16 protein-coding genes are annotated in these 15,449 nt (G+C 64.9%); 7 read left to right on the top strand and 9 right to left on the bottom strand.

The features are described 5' to 3' along the window. Window positions 1–8: 8 nt before the first annotated feature. From A5736_RS15245 to A5736_RS15235, 3 genes are all read right to left on the bottom strand, one after another. A complete protein-coding gene (locus tag A5736_RS15245) occupies window positions 9–1,499 on the bottom strand; it encodes a hypothetical protein (protein ID WP_175611291.1) in 1,491 nt (496 codons plus the stop codon). 20 nt (window positions 1,500–1,519) lie between these two features. Next, a complete protein-coding gene (locus A5736_RS15240) occupies window positions 1,520–1,804 on the bottom strand; it encodes a hypothetical protein (protein ID WP_076247097.1) in 285 nt (94 codons plus the stop codon). A gap of 125 nt (window positions 1,805–1,929) precedes the next feature. Continuing rightward, window positions 1,930–2,871 (bottom strand): hypothetical protein, encoded by a 942-nt coding sequence (locus A5736_RS15235; RefSeq protein WP_076247095.1) that lies wholly within the window; start codon window positions 2,869–2,871, stop codon window positions 1,930–1,932. Between A5736_RS15235 and A5736_RS15230 the strand changes: the two genes are divergently transcribed. Further along, window positions 2,858–3,103: a hypothetical protein gene (locus A5736_RS15230; protein ID WP_076247093.1), complete on the top strand. Its 246-nt coding sequence runs from the start codon at window positions 2,858–2,860 to the stop codon at window positions 3,101–3,103. The two genes, A5736_RS15235 and A5736_RS15230, sit on opposite strands and share 14 nt — an antisense overlap. 216 nt (window positions 3,104–3,319) lie before the next feature. Then, window positions 3,320–3,577, top strand: coding sequence for a hypothetical protein (locus A5736_RS15225; protein ID WP_076247091.1), 258 nt, complete (start codon window positions 3,320–3,322; stop codon window positions 3,575–3,577). Between the two features lie 730 nt (window positions 3,578–4,307). Here the strand turns inward: A5736_RS15225 and A5736_RS26400 are convergent. The 6 genes from A5736_RS26400 to shc all read right to left on the bottom strand — a co-directional run bounded on the left by A5736_RS26400 (window position 4,308) and on the right by shc (window position 10,369). Further along, window positions 4,308–4,469, bottom strand: a complete 162-nt coding sequence (locus tag A5736_RS26400) for a hypothetical protein (protein WP_175611290.1) — start codon at window positions 4,467–4,469, stop codon at window positions 4,308–4,310. Between the two features lie 173 nt (window positions 4,470–4,642). Then, the gene (locus A5736_RS15220; RefSeq protein ID WP_076247090.1) at window positions 4,643–5,053 is read right to left on the bottom strand and encodes a hypothetical protein; all 411 of its coding nucleotides are present in this window, start codon (window positions 5,051–5,053) and stop codon (window positions 4,643–4,645) included. Continuing rightward, window positions 5,043–6,671, bottom strand: coding sequence for a PPE domain-containing protein (locus A5736_RS15215; RefSeq protein WP_076247088.1), 1,629 nt, complete (start codon window positions 6,669–6,671; stop codon window positions 5,043–5,045). Before A5736_RS15215 ends, A5736_RS15220 begins: the two co-directional genes overlap by 11 nt. 9 nt (window positions 6,672–6,680) lie before the next feature. Beyond that, window positions 6,681–6,992 (bottom strand): hypothetical protein, encoded by a 312-nt coding sequence (locus tag A5736_RS15210; RefSeq protein WP_076247086.1) that lies wholly within the window; start codon window positions 6,990–6,992, stop codon window positions 6,681–6,683. Between the two features lie 329 nt (window positions 6,993–7,321). Beyond that, window positions 7,322–8,275 carry a hypothetical protein gene (locus A5736_RS15205; RefSeq protein ID WP_254848368.1) on the bottom strand — a complete coding sequence of 318 codons (954 nt, stop codon included), beginning with the start codon at window positions 8,273–8,275 and terminating at the stop codon, window positions 7,322–7,324. A 186-nt stretch (window positions 8,276–8,461) separates the two neighbouring features. Continuing rightward, on the bottom strand, window positions 8,462–10,369 hold the full coding sequence (gene shc / locus A5736_RS15200) for a squalene--hopene cyclase (RefSeq protein WP_076247084.1): 1,908 nt from the start codon (window positions 10,367–10,369) through the stop codon (window positions 8,462–8,464). Between the two features lie 755 nt (window positions 10,370–11,124). On the opposite strand from shc, the gene A5736_RS15195 reads away from it, so the two are divergent. From A5736_RS15195 to A5736_RS15175, 5 genes are all read left to right on the top strand, one after another. Beyond that, window positions 11,125–12,339: a YcaO-like family protein gene (locus tag A5736_RS15195; RefSeq protein WP_076247082.1), complete on the top strand. Its 1,215-nt coding sequence runs from the start codon at window positions 11,125–11,127 to the stop codon at window positions 12,337–12,339. Further along, window positions 12,336–13,745 carry a TfuA-like protein gene (locus A5736_RS15190; protein WP_076247081.1) on the top strand — a complete coding sequence of 470 codons (1,410 nt, stop codon included), beginning with the start codon at window positions 12,336–12,338 and terminating at the stop codon, window positions 13,743–13,745. Before A5736_RS15195 ends, A5736_RS15190 begins: the two co-directional genes overlap by 4 nt. 107 nt (window positions 13,746–13,852) lie before the next feature. Continuing rightward, the gene (locus A5736_RS15185; protein ID WP_076247079.1) at window positions 13,853–14,581 is read left to right on the top strand and encodes a glutaminyl-peptide cyclotransferase; all 729 of its coding nucleotides are present in this window, start codon (window positions 13,853–13,855) and stop codon (window positions 14,579–14,581) included. Between the two features lie 190 nt (window positions 14,582–14,771). Beyond that, a complete protein-coding gene (locus tag A5736_RS15180) occupies window positions 14,772–15,044 on the top strand; it encodes a MoaD/ThiS family protein (RefSeq protein ID WP_076247077.1) in 273 nt (90 codons plus the stop codon). 208 nt (window positions 15,045–15,252) lie between these two features. Further along, the coding region (locus tag A5736_RS15175; RefSeq protein ID WP_175611288.1) for a ThiF family adenylyltransferase at window positions 15,253–15,449 on the top strand (197 nt) is incomplete at its 3' end.

The following is a 15,449-nucleotide window of genomic DNA, read 5'->3' as shown; positions in this document are numbered from 1 at the left end:
CTCGTTCGCTACTGCGGTGCGGGTACGGGCACGGGAGCGGCTGGCGCGGGCGCGGGCGCGGTCGGTGCCGCAGTGGACGCAGGCGGCGCGGGTTGGGCCGTCGCCTGCTGCGTGGGACGCATCCAACCCAGGAAATCCGGGCTGGAACCGATGCTGGACTCCGGCTGCACTTGCCCAGACACCAGCACCTTGTCGCTACCGAGCGCGATCACCTGATGGTCCTTCCACACGCCGACGTCGCCGGCCTGCAAATCCCCCGGCGCGACCGGATTGAGGACCGGTGTGCCCGGCGGCGGCAAGGAGACACCCGCCTGCTGATAGGCATCAGATGCACTAACACCATTAAGCGATGCCCGAACCGCTGTGGCGGCCTGCACGTTCGGCGCGTGCACGGTCGTCCCGTCCGGCAGCTTCACATCGGTGTTGGGTCCCGCCGGGACTGCCGCCGAATTGCCTACGGACTGCGCTGACGCCGGCTGCGTGGCCGCATCCCCACCGGGCCGCTTCTGCTCGCTGGTGCCACTGTCGCCGACGTTGGATGCGTTGACGTCATGCGCCTTTGGATTGCCGTCCATCGGTTTGTCGTCACTGGCGAGTTGGGCCTCTTGCGGGGCCGGCTGCCGCGCACCCATACCTCCCAGCCCCGATACCATCGACGGAATCATCATCGCCGGCATCATCATTTCGGGCAGCATCGACGACATCATTTCCGCGCTCGAGTCCGGCGAAGTCATCCCCGACGCCGAGGAATACGGCGACATGTTGGAGGCCAATGAGTACGGCGAGGTGCCGGTATATGTCAGGTACGGATTGATTGAGTTGGCGGGATCAATCGGGCTTGTGGGATTGCTCGGATCGCTCGAGTTGGCGGGATCAATCGGGCTTGTGGGGCTGCTTGGATCACTCGAGCTAGTCGGATTGTCCGAGTTGTTCGGATTAACGCCGGCGTACTGGCTCGCCGCTTGGTTTGCCGCTTGGGCTAGCCCGGTCGCGATCGCGTTCTGCTGGCTGTAGATGTTCTGCAGTTGGGTGAGGTTGGCGTTCAGCACCGTTTGTATCGCCTGCGTTTGGGCTGGCGTCGGGGGAGGTTGCGCACCAAGTGCAGTGATCTCGTCATCGATTTCCTTGGCGAGATCCGTGATCTCCTGCTGGGCCGCCGCCGCTTCGGCCTGCACGGTCGTTACCGATACCTGGTTTTGCTTCAGCTCGTCGAGCACCGAGGCCATAACCGACAACCGCTGCGAGTCGGCCTGGGCCGCATCGGCAGCTAGACCGGAGTCGCCGGACAAGGACTGCGGCAACGACGGTCGCGAGCTTTGTGTCGGATTCTGCGCCGGGCTTTGTTGCGGAGCCGTGGTGGAACCGGAAGACAGCCCCTTGTGGAGGAAACCAAGCCCCCCGAGGGCAAGTGGGACTCCGACCATTGGGGCTCCGGAGAACGACATGGCCCCACCGACGAGAATGAGGGCGCCCCCAGCGATGTCTTCGAGAACACTCAAGAGCCCCACCTGCGCACCTCCTAGAAGTCGAGTTCAAGCTCGGCCGCGGCGACCGACTCCGTCGTCGGATACCTACCGTCGTGAGCGTCGAGACTGGTCAGATAGCGATCGTGCGCCACTGCCGCCACCGACTTCACCCGGTCTTCGAGCGTCTGCGAATCCCACTGGCGCACAGCCTCACTGAGCAGGCGCACGCCGACGACGTAGCCGTCCGTGCTGACCTCGACCATGACCGTGCGCTGCCGGGATACCGCGGTCGCGGCGACCGCGATATGCGTAATGTCCACACCGTTCGCACTGGTCACTAGGAGTCCTCTTCAGCCGATCGACTGTACAATAGAATACATATTACACAACATGCAGTCGACGTGAACAGTGATGTTCGACAACTGCCCCCGGCCCCGCACGGCCTTTACACTTGCCGGCACCCTCATCGCACGCCGCCCGCCGGACTAGCCGAGCAAGCCAGCCCTTGTTCGAGATCGGTTGCAACAGCACTGATCACCGCGCCAAAACCGGCAGCCACGCCACAGTAGGCGATGTCGAGGAGGCTCACCGGTTGCTTCGACCAGCATGACACCAGCTCCGCGATCCGCCCACGCGCGAAATAGTGGCGATACCACATTCGGGCTGTCGCCGAGGCCGGGGAATCGTCCGCGTCACGCGGGGAGTGGATCTCGGGCATCATGACCGCCCCGTCCGCGTAGCGCTCCACGCCGCGGTGGTAATCGTCCCAGTGTTCACTTTGCGCCGCACCCTCGGCTACCAAGGCAAGGATGTCGGCGTCCTGTTGGATCGCGACCGGCAAGCCGGTGTCGTCAGGTTGCGCCGCCGCGGTCCACACCGCGCGAGTAAGTTGCGCCGCAACAAAATTGGTGATATCACCGCCCCGGTCCAAAACCGTCAGCCGAGCCGCCAAGGCCGGATCGGTGGCGGTCAACCGGTGTGCGCCCGCCAGCGGCGGCTCCGTTGACACCATCAGTTGCTCGTGACTTACCGCCGAGAAATCGCAGCCGCACTCGGGCCTTCTCGGCGCTAGCTCCGAAGTCGTCATTGCCGACACTTCCACGCCTGCAATAGTTTTCCTGACGCGCTCATAATGGTCGACCAGAATGGCCAGCGGGGATTGCCAGCCCATCCACGCCGCGGCCCAGCCGGACGGCAGCTCCGGGTCCAGCACCGCAAGCCGCACCGTCGAAGGCACCGACACCTCGGGCGGAAGATAGCCCCCACCGCCCACGCTGCCGGCAATCACCGTCTGTGGACCCATCGGCGTCCGCAGCACCGACACCGCCCAAAAGATCGGCCGGGTGGGGCATGCCTTCGCCAACCCGGCCAGCACCCGCTGGGCCGACGCCATGTCGGGGTTCATCCGCTTCGCCTTCGCCGCACCCGACGATCTGCCCGCTCCGATACCGCCGGCGATGGGCGGGCCCGCGCCACCCGCGGCCACACCCGGCGGCGACGCCGAGGGGGCGGCCGCGGCCGGCGGAGCCGACGGCGACAACCCCGCTTCAGGTGGGCTATACGGTGCCAGCGGGCCCGACGGGGTCAACGTCATCAATTCGTTAGCCGAACCGGCGGAAACCGCACCGCTGCCGTAAGGGCCTGAAACTGCGTCGATAGGCGGCGACATCACGCCCGACGCCGCACCATTGGCCGCTCCGGGAGCGTACAGAAATGTAGCGGCGGCCTGGCACGCCTGACCCATTAGCAGTTGCGGGCGAAGCATTGGCGACGCGTCGACCGCTGCTGGCGGACCGCCATATGCCGGCGTCGTTGGCGCGGTCGCCGAGCCCTGTCCCGAATCTGATCCAGCGGTGCGGCTTGACGCCGACGCTGGGCTTGTTGGCGGCGCAGTCGACGCGACCCCGGAACCGACCGTGTGGCCAGACAGCGGCAATGATGGGTCGTCGGGGGCGCTCGCCACACCGTCGTCGGCTGGAACACTCGATGCCGGCGTTGAGCCGCCGCCGGGGTCCGAAGTGGGCGCAACACCAGTCGTCGCCGAAGACTTTGTCACCGGTGTCGTCTGGGCCAAGCTGCCGGTCGACGTCGCGGAAGGATTGATCCCGTAGGAGTTCGCCTGAGTGGAACCAGGATTCGCCCCTGCGGCATTGAGGTATGAGGCCAATTCACTTGTCCCCGAACCATTTTGGGTGCCGTCCGAGGGCAGGCCGGCGGCGCTCCGCGACGGGATGCCGTCGCCGGGGACGCCAGAGCCGGCCGATGGTCCGCCGGTTTCGCAGCTGGTGAGAATGATGCCCGGAGTCGGTTTGCCCGACAGGACGGCGGCATTGTGCGTGGCGGCGGGCGCATTCCCGAACCTGCCGTCCAGTGCCGACCGAATGCGACCGACGGCGTGAGTGACCGCAGCATCGGCCTCGTTTTCGGCCTGGGCTAGGATCGCATTCGCTGCGGCGGCATCATTTGCGCTGACGGCCGCGTCGTAGGCGGGCTCACTCGCGGCGACGATATCCGCGAGCTCGGTTTGCAGGCCCCGAAGATAGTCGGCGGCATCGCTGACCGCGGTGGCGGCGCTGTGATGGGCCGTGGCATCGTTGAGCCAACCGTTGACGTTTGCGCTAAGCGATCTCAGCTGTGCCTCACCCGCTTGGCCCACTAGCAGCTCACTGAACATTGGCTGATACGTCGCGTCTGACGCGTCCGCAGCGCTGGCCAACTGGCCGGCCCAGCCGCGATGCAAATCCGCGATGCTGTCTAGCATCGGCGGTTCAAGTTCAGGCCATCGGTTCGCGCATATCGCAGCTGCGAAAGCGCTTCCACCCGTTGACAATATAGGTGCGCTCACAGCGGCATGGGGCCGGCCGAACCGGATACCGCGGCGGCGGCGCCGCGATCGGTGGCGGCAAAGGCCACCGCCGTCTTGTCAACCGCGGCGACAAATGCATCCGCTGCCGCCTTTCGATCGGCGTTCCTGGCGGCCTGAATCGCCGGCCAGTCGACCATCGCCGCCGCCACGGCTGCCGAGGCGGGGTCGGGGTATCCCGAGATGTAAGGCGGAGCCGGGACGGACGGTAGTAACGCCCGCCATTGCGCGGCTACCTGGGGCAAGGTCTCGGTGTGCGCCTCCACTGTCCGCGTGCCGCCGCTATGCGCAGCGTTTGCGTTTGCCGGCGTGTTCACCTCACAGCCCTTTCCCAATTCCCCTGCTCCACACGGTTCGGCCGCATGGTGGCCTTGTACGCGTCGGCAAGTTGGGCGCCTACCGGATGTTGCGCGAATTGCTTTGGGATAGAACTAAATTGGATTAGGAACGAGTCGCTGATCTTCTTCATTTCCGTCTGCGCGCGGCCAGCGTTATCCGCGATCGCGTCGTTGATGCGGTCCTCGAGCTCGGCCGTCGTCAGCTCCTCCTGCATCCCCGGCCGCACCCAGAGTTCGATCAAGCGGCCGCGCGAGTCATGGGTGGCGATGATCTCGTCGTCATCGTCGCCGGTCGTTACCAGCGCATCGACCTTGTCCTGCCAATCGAAGACGGCCTGCAGCATCTCTTCGATGCAGTCGTAGGCCACCTTGGCTTTACCCCTCATTGGTGCCCTCCTCCGCCGCTGCGCGCTTGGCCCGCGACCGTCGCTCCCGCGGTAATTCGCCGAAGACGGCCTCGGTGTTCGGCAGCGGCCGCCATACCATGCGGCGATCCGGGTACAGACGCATGTCGCGGGCAGCACCACCATCACCGGCGCCCGGAGCGCCCATCATCGGTGGGTAGGTCGACATCGCGCCGCCGCCCGCAGCACCCGCCGGAACGGTCGCGGCACCCTCCGCCGTAGTTCCAACGCTGGATGCCAGGCCGGCGACGGCCGGGGGCGATGACGCCGGCCCCGACACCGGCGGAGCCAGCGGACCCCCAGCTACCGCCTCGGCGCCACCAGCACCACTAGCCGCGGGCGATGTATCGCCCAGATCAGCTGGCAGAGCAGGGTCTGAGTCATCATTGGGCTGGCCGGCAAACGCGGCTGTCATGGTGGGCGCGGTGGGCTGCTGCGATAAGCCGGCGAGCCCCGAGAGTGCCGACATCGGCGCCATCGCCATCGACGGCAGCATTGCGGCCGCAGGCAGCATGCTCTGCGCCATCGGACCCAGCGAGCCGCCACCGACGCCGAGCGGGAGGCCGGTGTTCGTATTGCCCTCCGCCACAGCGGGATCCGAGGTAGATTCAGCCGGTCGCGGCGAACCGAGGCCGCCGCTGCCCTTGGCCCGACCGCTACCCTTCTTGCCCGCGCCATCGTCGTCACTGTGGGCATACGATGCCGCAGCGCCGGCGGTGGCAATCGCCGGCGCGGGCGCCGTTGTGCCCGCAATCGAGGCCGTCGTTGCTGTCGATGCGGCGTGATAGGCGGCGGCGGCCTCGGTCGCCTGGGACTGCATCTGCGCTAGCCGGGCCGCGGCGGCGCCGACCTGGCCGCTCCGCATACCGTGGCTGGCCACGTTGGCCGCCTGGGCCGCGGCCAATTGGTTATGCGCGTCGGTGAATTCTTGCGGAGTGGGTGTCTCGGCCACCGCCCGATCATGGTGATCGGCAGCGTCGTTGGCTGCCGAAGCCAAGGTGCGGGCGTGCCCCGCCATGTCCGACCACCACGCGCCGTGCGCGGCGGTATTCGCTCCTGCTCGTTGAGTGCCATCCGACCAATGCGCGTCGATCGACGCTGACGTTTGCGCCGTCTCCGCGGCGATTTTGTCGAGCAGTGTGGCCCGCGAGTGCCAATGGCCGGCGAGCTCCCGCAGGCTTGCCGGACCGGGGCCGGTGTGCAAGGCGATGGCGTGCGCTTCGCCTGGGATCGCCGCCAGCCCAGGCATCGGCGGGATTTCGGACGGCACGGGGGCTGGCACGCCCGTCGAAGCCACCGGCGCCGACGCGGACGCGGACGTCGACGATTTGCCGGCAATGACAGCGGCACCCGCCTCGTCGGCGGCGCGAAGACTCGCGGCGGTGTGCATCGTCGCTAGCCCGCCCTCGGCGCGCACCTGGTGGCCGTGGTCGATCGAGGCAGCCAACGAGGCCGAGTGCGCCGAGAACCGTGCGGCCACGGCGACCGACACACTGTGAACGCTGGCAGGCTCACACCCGAGCGGTGATTCGGCCGCCTTCCGATCGGCCAACACCGCGCCGTCGGCGGCCAGGCTGTCGGGGTCGACCGTGATCGCCATCAGTGCCCGCTAGTCCACGACGCTGTTCAACGACGCGGCCCCGGTCGCGTCCTGCTCGGTGAACGCCTGACGCGTCGCTTCCAGCCTGGCGGCATGCAGCCGCGCGTGATTGGCGACGCGCTGATGCGCGCTGGCGCGCTCGGCCAATTCCCGCAACTTCGCTTCCCGGTAGTCAGCGTAGATGTCCCCCAACGAGTTGAGCTGTGTGACCACGGCGGGGTCGACCGCGCCATGCTGCTCAATCTGGTCGCCGTATTGACGCCATGCATTGGCGGTCGCGACGGTCTCGTCGGGATTCATCGATATGTCACTGGACGCCATCGGTGCAGATCCTCTCCGTTCGCGACGAACACACGTGGGGTGGTTCGCGTTAAGTGTTCACCAATTATGTCTAGTGTGTAATACCGCTCGGCTTTACGCAACCGCCGTTAAGTAGGGCGGACGCCGCGCCGAGCGCCCAGAACGCGGCGCTGAGACACCGGAAGCGCCGACCCAGCCGCCGCGCTGCGGGCTAGATACTCCGACGATACAGCATGTATCACAGCGCGGCATTGTGAAGAGCGCGGCCCATCAATGTGCAGGCGCGGCTTCACACCGCGCGGACATTTTGGCCGTTTGAAAATCGTTCTTAACTTGCGCGTAGCGCGGGCTTAGTGCGCGGCGGCGCCGTTGGTCTCGCTTCGGTCGGCCTCGGCAGCAGGGTCGACCACCTCGCGCCGGCGAGGATCACCGAGATCGCTGATAGCCAACGTGACGTGGTTGATCGCCTCGCCTACTTCTTGCTGCATCTGCTGGATGCCTTGTTCGTAGCGGGCGAGTCGCGCCGACATCCTGCGTAACCGATCCAACACCGCGTTGAGCGGCACAAGGCTCGGGTGCGGCGTCGGGGTAGGACCTCGACGGATCGGCAGTCCACCTTTGAGCACGGCGAGAGCCGAGCCCGGCTCCCACAACAGGAACCTGTCGATCCGTTCAAGCGTGTCCGGGGCCGGCTGATAGCCGCGTTTGCCCAAGGTCGCCAAGGTGGACCGCCCGGGCCCCCCAATCGCGGCGAATTTGGTCTTGCTCATGTTGAGTTCACGGAGTCGAACCTCGATCTCGTGCGCCAGGTTCGCGTAGCCGCCGGGGCTCACGTAGTCGACATCCGGCACGACGGGCTTGTCTGCAACCTCTCGGGGAATCGGCTCGCCGCCACGCAGGGCAGACCGGGCAGACCCGCTCTCCCAGCTCAGCAGATCGTCAAGCTTCGCCAAGGTGGTCTCACTTGGGATTTTGCCGTCCTTGCCCAACGTCGCCAGGGTCGAGCGCGATAACTTGCCCATCTTTGAGGCAGCCAGCTGGCTTAACCCCAGGTCGCGCAGTCTTTCGTGGACCCGCTTGACCAGCAGGCTGACGTCAGCTTTTTGCACGTGATCCCGCAGCGCGTCGACGGCCGCGAGGCTAAGACCGGTACGCGACGCTACCGCCTCTGTTTCGTACCCCTGGTTGAGCAGCGAAAGCGCCTCGGCGTTGGCATGCACCTCGACGGCCGCAGTTTCCGCCGCGATGGTGTCCTCCTCGATCCCGGTCCGCCTCTGACGTTGCGATCTTACCTTCCGGACCACCCAAATAGCACAGAACAAACACGTCGAACACAGGATGTGTTCACTTTCCCGGCGCCGTCACTAGTGCAGCCCTGACATGCGGCGGCAAATCACCATGGGCTGTCGCGACTTCGCCGGCATCGGACGTGGCGGACCCTTACTGCCCGGCATGCTCTCGCCGCGCCGGCATTTGAACAACGGCCGGACTCAGGTGCGCGCCCGCAGATATCGGCCGAGCGCCCAGATTGGAAACACTAACGGGTACATCTCGTACTTCATGTAGAGGTCGCCGGGAAAGCCGGTGCCGGTGAATTGCTCCTCGTCCCATCCCCCATCTGGTCGTTGGGTGGCAACGAGCCACGCGATGCCTTGCTGCACAGCGTCACCGTCATCCCCGGCCGCCAAGAGTGCAAGCAGCGCCCACGCCGTCTGTGACGCGGTCGATGTCCCCCGCCCCGCCCAGGCACCGTCGACATAGGAGCGCGGATCCTCGCCCCAGCCACCGTCGTCGTTTTGGTGCCGCTTCAACCAGTCGATCGCGGAACGGACGGGCGCCGCATTAGCCTCGACCCCGGCCGCGATCAACGCCGGCACCACTGCTGCTGTCCCATAGATGTAATTGCTGCCCCAGCGGCCGAACCAGGACCCGTCCGACTCCTGGCGATCAAGCAGCCACTGCACGCCCCGCTCGCGCCGTTCGGTGTGGGCGCCCAGTATTGCGAGCATCTCGACAACATGGGCGGTGACGTCAGCGGATGGCGGGTCGGTGACAGCACCGAAGTCGCAAAACGGCAACTTTGTCACCAGCGTGCGGGTGTTTTCGGCGTCGAAGGCACCCCAGCCGCCGTCACGCGATTGCATGCCCGCGGTCCACGCCACCGCCCGGTCAACGGCGGCGACAACTCGTTCTACGTCCGGATGGGCAACACGGTCCAGGCACAGGATTACCTCGGCGGTGTCATCGGTGTCGGGGTAGTTGTCATTCGCGAACTCGAATGCCCAACCGCCAGGGCGCAAGTCGGGTCGGCGCACCTGCCAATCCCCGGCCCTGGTGATCTGCTTGCCGAGCAGCCAATCCGCGGCGCGCAGCACGGACGGATCGTCTGGCGCCACGCCAGCGTCCAGCAACGCTGCCACCGATAGCGCGGTGTCCCACACCGGTGACTGGCACCCCTCAAGCCGGCGGGTGGGGCCGTCTGCTGTGTCTTCATGGATCAGGAAGCCGTCGAGTCCGGCGAGGGCGGCGCGCATCGCGGGATGATCTAGCGGATAGTCCGAAAGATGCAAAGCCAGCATCGAGTACACCGACGGCGGCTGCAGCCCGCCCCACCCGCCGTCGGCTTCCTGGCGCGCCAGAATCCATTCAAGTGCCTGCCTCATCGCCAACCGGCGCAGCGGCCAGAACGAATGCTTTGCGTACCAGCGCAGCAGTCTGTCGATCCGCTGGAAGAGGCCTGCGGTGGTCCACGGCCTGCCGAGCCGGCGGCTCCGCCCCCCGGATCGTAGTTCGTCGATCCCAAACGGCAAGGGCCGCACCGGCTTTAAGGTGCTGACGATTGTCATCGGCACAATCGTCTGACGCGCCCAGCCGCCCCAATCATAAATGTTCAGGGGCGCCCAAGAAGGCAAGAAGATGATCTCCGGCGGCAACTCCGGGCAGTCGTCCCAGGACCATAATCCAGAGAGCGACAACCATATTCGGGTGAACACGCGGCTCTCTTCGACCCCACCCTGGGTACGAACGAACTCGGCCGCGCGCAACATATGTTGCTGGTCCGGCTCATTCCCGGCCAACCGCAACGCCACCCAAGCCTCGACAGTGGTGGACAGGTCGCCTGGGCCACCGGGAAAGGTCGCCCAGCTGCCGTCCGCGCGCTGCTGTGAGCGTATCCATCGTGCGGTGGGCTCGATGATCTCCGGCGTCAGGATGCCAAGGAACGCGCGCAACAGCAGGTCTTCGGCGTCCATCGTCACATTGGTGTCCAACGCCCCCTTCCACCAGCCGGCCGGGTCCTGGCGAGACCGCAGCAAGCCCACGGCGACATCCAACGCGGCGCGTGCATCGACCAAAGTGGCTGACGCGGACGCCGGCCTATGGTTCGCGGTAGTTGACATTCAATCCCCCCGGTTGATGCGACGATGGGCCATCGCCCTAGCTGGATGCGGACCGGGATACATGTATCCGACCGATTCGCATCCATACAAACTCAGCTCCGAAAAATTCTGCCCCCGCGGCGTATTCGGCTGGGATCGAGTTGACGGCCATCGTCCTGCGAACTCTCCGAATTAACCGATGCGCTCGAACTTGCCAGCCCTCGCTAAGTCGATACGAACCGTATCAGCGCCCGTCGGATCGTTCGCCGCACCTGCGTGACAGCGTGTCGCCCGCCGCAGCGGGATCGGGTTCAAAACTAGGTTTGCGGATCTGCGGGGCTGGCACTGGAGGTATTGCTCAGCCCAGACTGCGCGCGATCTGGCGGCCGCTAGCGAGGGATGCTGTTGGCGTCTACCGGCGTGACTCCGCTGGTAGGTACTCGGTGTGCCGATGTTCATCTACCGTTAACCTACCGAGCGGATACACAATGTATCACTGGCTGATACATTGTGTATCACCGGGTGCGGTGCACAAGGCATCTCACTCGGTCGTCACAGAACGGAGAGAGGTCATGGACGTTGCGCTTGACACATCACGTGAGCTGAAGCGACAGGATTTTGGCGAAACCGCCGCGACGTTGCTCGTTACGCCGCAAAGTCAGCCCATGGGGCCGTCGTCAACAATCCAGCAAGTCATCGAATTTCCCTGAGACAGTTGGACGCCCGGGGTAGCACTCGTCGCGCGAAACGTGAGCATCACGGTGGGGGCTCCAAGGATGTTCGGGTCGGCCCTGAAGGGATACCGGCTCGGAACTCATCGGACGTGCTCCCCAGTTGAGACGGTAGCCGCAGTCAGGCCGCTGATGGCCGGTTTCGGGATTACCCGGATTGCCGACGTCACCGGCCTGGACTGCATAGGGTTGCCGGTTTTCATGGCGGTCCGTCCTAATTCACGTGCCATCTCCGTCGCGCAGGGCAAGGGCGTAACGCGGGAAGCTGCCGCGGCATCGGCTCTGATGGAAGCCGTTGAGGGATGGCATTGCGAACGGGTCGATGCGCCGCTGTTGTATGACTCCTATGCCTCGTTGCGCAGGCGTGCGCGGACGATCGACGTGATGCGCTTGCCGTTGCGCAGGGGTGCTGCCTTGCACCTGAACTACCCGCAGCTGTGGACCGAGGCTGCTGACCTCATGACTGGTGAGCCTACCTGGGTTCCGTTCGAATATGTCTCAACAAACTTCGTGGAACCAAATCGAGCGGGTGACACTTTCATCGGAAGCACAAATGGGCTCGCATCGGGAAACCATCGGCTAGAGGCGATCGTCCACGGTCTATGCGAGTTGATCGAGCGGGATGCGTATGCGTTGTGGCTTGCGCGCGGCGGGAGCGGTCAATCCGGCACACGGATTGACTTGACGACGGTGCGGGATGACGCCGTGCAGGGTCTACTCTCGCAGCTGTCGGCAGCCGGAGTATTGGTTGCCGTATGGGAGCTTACCGCGGACACAGGCATACCGGCTTTCTACTGCCAGCTGGTCGATCCCCCCACCACGCCGCGCTGGGCGCATCTCGGCGCATGCGGGGGTGTGGGTTGCCACCTCGACGCCGCCGTCGCGCTGTTGCGTGCGCTGACTGAGGCGGTGCAGTCCCGATTGACGAGTATCTCCGGATCTCGTGATGACATGTACCACTACGAGACTCACGCGAACCTCGACGATGTACTGGCAGCTGCTGAACTTGCCCAGGCACCCGCGGGCCGGCCCTTCAGCGCAGTTGATCTGAGCACAGAGACGTTCGAGGACGACGTCGCCTCGCTTGGGGCAGCGCTCGCCCAGATCGGTATCGACAGTGTTGCAGTTGTCGATTTAACGCGTCCCGACATCGGCATTCCCGTAGTAAAGGTTGTCGCTGCAGGTCTCGAGGCATATCCCGACGATGCTCACTACGTTCCTGGTCAGCGAGCAAGAGCGGCCGCACGGAGCTCGATGTGAGCGATGTCGTCGTGTTCATCGGGCCGACCCTGACGCTGGCAGAGGCGCAACTGGCATTGCCGGGCGCTGAGTTTTTGGGACCGGCCCGACGAGGCGACATCGCCCGGGCGGTGCTCGACCGCCGACCTGCCGTGATCGTGCTGATCGACGGGCTGTTTAACACAGTGCCATCGGTCGTGCACAAAGAGATCCTGTTCGCGCTGACCAGCGGCGTGCGCGTGGTCGGTGCGGCCAGCATGGGAGCGCTGCGTGCAGCCGAGTTGTGGACCTACGGGATGGAAGGCATCGGTACGATCTTCCGGCGATTCCAGAGCGGTGACTGGGAGTGCGACGATGAGGTAGCAGTGACCCACGGTCCGGCCGAGAGTGGGTTTCGGGCTGCTTCGGTGGCGCTGGCCAATATCCGGCTGGGGCTTGAGCAAGCATGCGAGCGCAACCTATTAGCACGCGACCAAGCCGCCGGAATCGTGGAGCGGCTCCGTACGACCTTCTACCCCGAGCGCTCTTGGCAGGCCGCGTTCGCGATTGCGCGCAATCTCGGTATGAGCGAGCAGCAGATCAGCGGCTTGACGGCATTCGTGGCCGCCGAGGCACCCGACGCCAAACGCGACGATGCGCTCGAAGCGCTGAATTCGGTCCGGCGGTGGCGCGAGTCCGACGCCATACACGCCAATGCGTCACCAGCGATCACATTTGACCTCGAGCCGACGGTCTTTTGGCGCAGGTTGCTCAGCGAGATCCATCCCGCAGCACCGCTGGCGGCAAGTGGCCAAGGCGACGGAGACGGGCGCATCGACTACACGGCCCTCGTGCGCGATGCCCGCCTGCAACCAGACGCCCGCGAACTGCATCGTGACGTGGCACTCCTGCATCTGCTGCTGATGCAGGAGCAAGAGAACATGCCGGCGCCCGAACCGGAGCAGCTACAGGTCGCCGTCGACCGGTTTCGGCGGCGACGTGGGCTGCATACGACTGATCAGGCAGTGAACTTCTATCGTGACCAACAGCTCACCGACAGGGAAATCGAAGTGCTGGCCCGGGCCGAACTCGCACTAGACGCACTCCTGGCACGGCGCACCGGCGACCTCGCCGGTCTCATTGCACTTGAACTCAAGCGACGAGGCGAGTTCGCGACAGCGCTCGAGCGTGCCTCGGCAAAGCAACGCCTTCGCCAGGAACGAGCCGTAAACAGCCTGGCCCTAGAAGACCTCGGGGTGACGTTGAGCGAGTTGCTTGACTGGTACCAGGATCGGTTCGAGACAATCGAAGGTTCGCTCGACTCGCACGCCGAGGCGCTTGGCTACCAATCGGCGCGCGAGTTCGTTAGCGAGATCATGCTCGAATATTGTCTGCGGACCCAGGCAATCGCCCACGCCTCGACCCAATCGGTCGATCAGGGGAAGTGATCAGGTGACAGACGGTGCGGAACAGCGCCCGGCCGCTGCTCGCGATAACGATGCCCCCGCGTAACCCCGCCCTTCGCCTACGTCAACAGCTTCGTTAAGGACACCGCATGGATGCTGCACAAATCCATCGGGGTGCGATACGGGCCGATACCAAGCTACGTCCCACCGTGTTGGCCGAGATTTGGCACGACCCATCCGCTTTCACACAGGGCCTCGAAATCGACGGAGCGAACCTCTACGAGAGCACTGGCCTGGTTGGGCAGTCCCAGCTGCGTGAGCTCGACCCAGCGACAGGCGCTGTGCGCCGTGCGGTTCCGCTGCCACCCGACTACTTCGGCGAGGGCGCTGCGGTTGTCCACGATCGGATCTGGCAATTGACCTATCGCAACGGCGTTGCAATCGAATGGGACAAGGCCACGTTGACCGTCGTCCGCGAAGTGTCGTTCAGTGGCGAAGGCTGGGGCCTGTGTTCGGACGGGCACCGGCTGGTGCAAAGCGATGGTACGGACCGATTACGCTTCCGTAGCGCAACTGATTTCGCCGAAACGGGGTCCGTGACTGTCGTCACCTCGGACGGCGAGCCGGTGAACGGGCTCAACGGGTTGGGTTGCGTGGACGGGCAAGTATGGGCCAATGTTTTTCCGACCGACCAAATTGCCCGTATTGACCCGGCCACCGGCCTGGTCACCGCTGTCGTCGACGCCAACGGTCTGCTGGCCGGCGCTGCAAGAGGCCACGTGCTCAATGGCATCGCCCCGGTCGACAGCCAGGTTTTTTTGCTGACCGGCAAGTTTTGGCCGTCGATCTTCCGCGTACGATTCGACCCAGCTGCGTAACCTGCACTACGCCAAATGGATAACCGGCTCGCAACTGGCACTGTGCGGGCATTAACATTCCGCCGGTCCAAGTTCTCGAGGAAAAATCCTTGCCCGGAGTCGATACACTACGTATCATTATAAATTTAGGTTGCCTGTGATCGTGCAATACGGTTAATGCGGACCGCCGGAGTAATGGGGTGGGTGTCTAATGGCCATTTCAGTCTCGATACCTACACACATGTTGTCTCTCACCGGGGGATTATCGACGGTTAGCGCGGCAGGAAGCAGCGTGATCGAGGTCATTGACGACTTGGATTGCAGATACCCGGGAATTCGAGACCGAATGATCACGCGCGGCACGATCCATCGGTTCGTGAATGTCTATGTCAACGACGAAGACATCAGGTTCGGAAATGGTCTTAGGACCGATGTCCGCGAAGGAGATTGCCTGACCATCCTCGGCGCGGTCGCAGGTGGTTGATCCGGCGTGACATGCATTCTGACCAAGAGGTTCCTCACACGCCGCGCCCGTCGGGGGCGGGCGCGGCCCGCAACGCGCCGAACGCGTCACCCAGCAAAACAACGTACGGACCCGATGGACCGGCAAGGACCGAACCGGATGGTGGTGGAAAATGCGTCTCAAGAACGAGTCAGAAGTTGAATCGCAACGCCGACCGCCGAGATGTCGGGTGTCGACGTCGTTGCCGCCGCTGGTCGAGCCCGCACGCCAGCTGAGTCGCGATGAGGTGGCCCGCTACAGCCGTCATCTGATCATTCCCGACCTGGGCGTCGACGGGCAGAAGCGGCTGAAGAACGCGCGGGTGCTGGTGATCGGCGCCGGCGGGCTCGGGGCGCCCGCGTTGCTGTATCTGGCCGCGGCCGGCGT

This window comes from Mycobacterium sp. SP-6446 (genome assembly GCF_001954045.1).
Taxonomy (GTDB): Bacteria; Actinomycetota; Actinomycetes; order Mycobacteriales; family Mycobacteriaceae; genus Mycobacterium.
The sequence above is the reverse complement of the archived record's forward strand: the minus strand, read 5'-3'. Positions and strand labels throughout refer to the sequence as shown.

What these genes read in the sequence shown, in the direction of transcription:
- A5736_RS15230 (WP_076247093.1), top strand. Translation starts at nt 2,858, where the DNA reads ATGTCGGGGTTCATCCGCTTCGCCTTCGCCGCACCCGACGATCTGCCC.
- A5736_RS15235 (WP_076247095.1), bottom strand. Translation starts at nt 2,871, where the DNA reads ATGAACCCCGACATGGCGTCGGCCCAGCGGGTGCTGGCCGGGTTGGCG.
- A5736_RS26400 (WP_175611290.1), bottom strand. Translation starts at nt 4,469, where the DNA reads ATGGTCGACTGGCCGGCGATTCAGGCCGCCAGGAACGCCGATCGAAAG.
- A5736_RS15220 (WP_076247090.1), bottom strand. Translation starts at nt 5,053, where the DNA reads ATGAGGGGTAAAGCCAAGGTGGCCTACGACTGCATCGAAGAGATGCTG.
- A5736_RS15215 (WP_076247088.1), bottom strand. Translation starts at nt 6,671, where the DNA reads ATGGCGATCACGGTCGACCCCGACAGCCTGGCCGCCGACGGCGCGGTG.
- A5736_RS15210 (WP_076247086.1), bottom strand. Translation starts at nt 6,992, where the DNA reads ATGGCGTCCAGTGACATATCGATGAATCCCGACGAGACCGTCGCGACC.
- shc (WP_076247084.1), bottom strand. Translation starts at nt 10,369, where the DNA reads ATGTCAACTACCGCGAACCATAGGCCGGCGTCCGCGTCAGCCACTTTG.
- A5736_RS15195 (WP_076247082.1), top strand. Translation starts at nt 11,125, where the DNA reads ATGTTCGGGTCGGCCCTGAAGGGATACCGGCTCGGAACTCATCGGACG.
- A5736_RS15185 (WP_076247079.1), top strand. Translation starts at nt 13,853, where the DNA reads ATGGATGCTGCACAAATCCATCGGGGTGCGATACGGGCCGATACCAAG.
- A5736_RS15180 (WP_076247077.1), top strand. Translation starts at nt 14,772, where the DNA reads ATGGCCATTTCAGTCTCGATACCTACACACATGTTGTCTCTCACCGGG.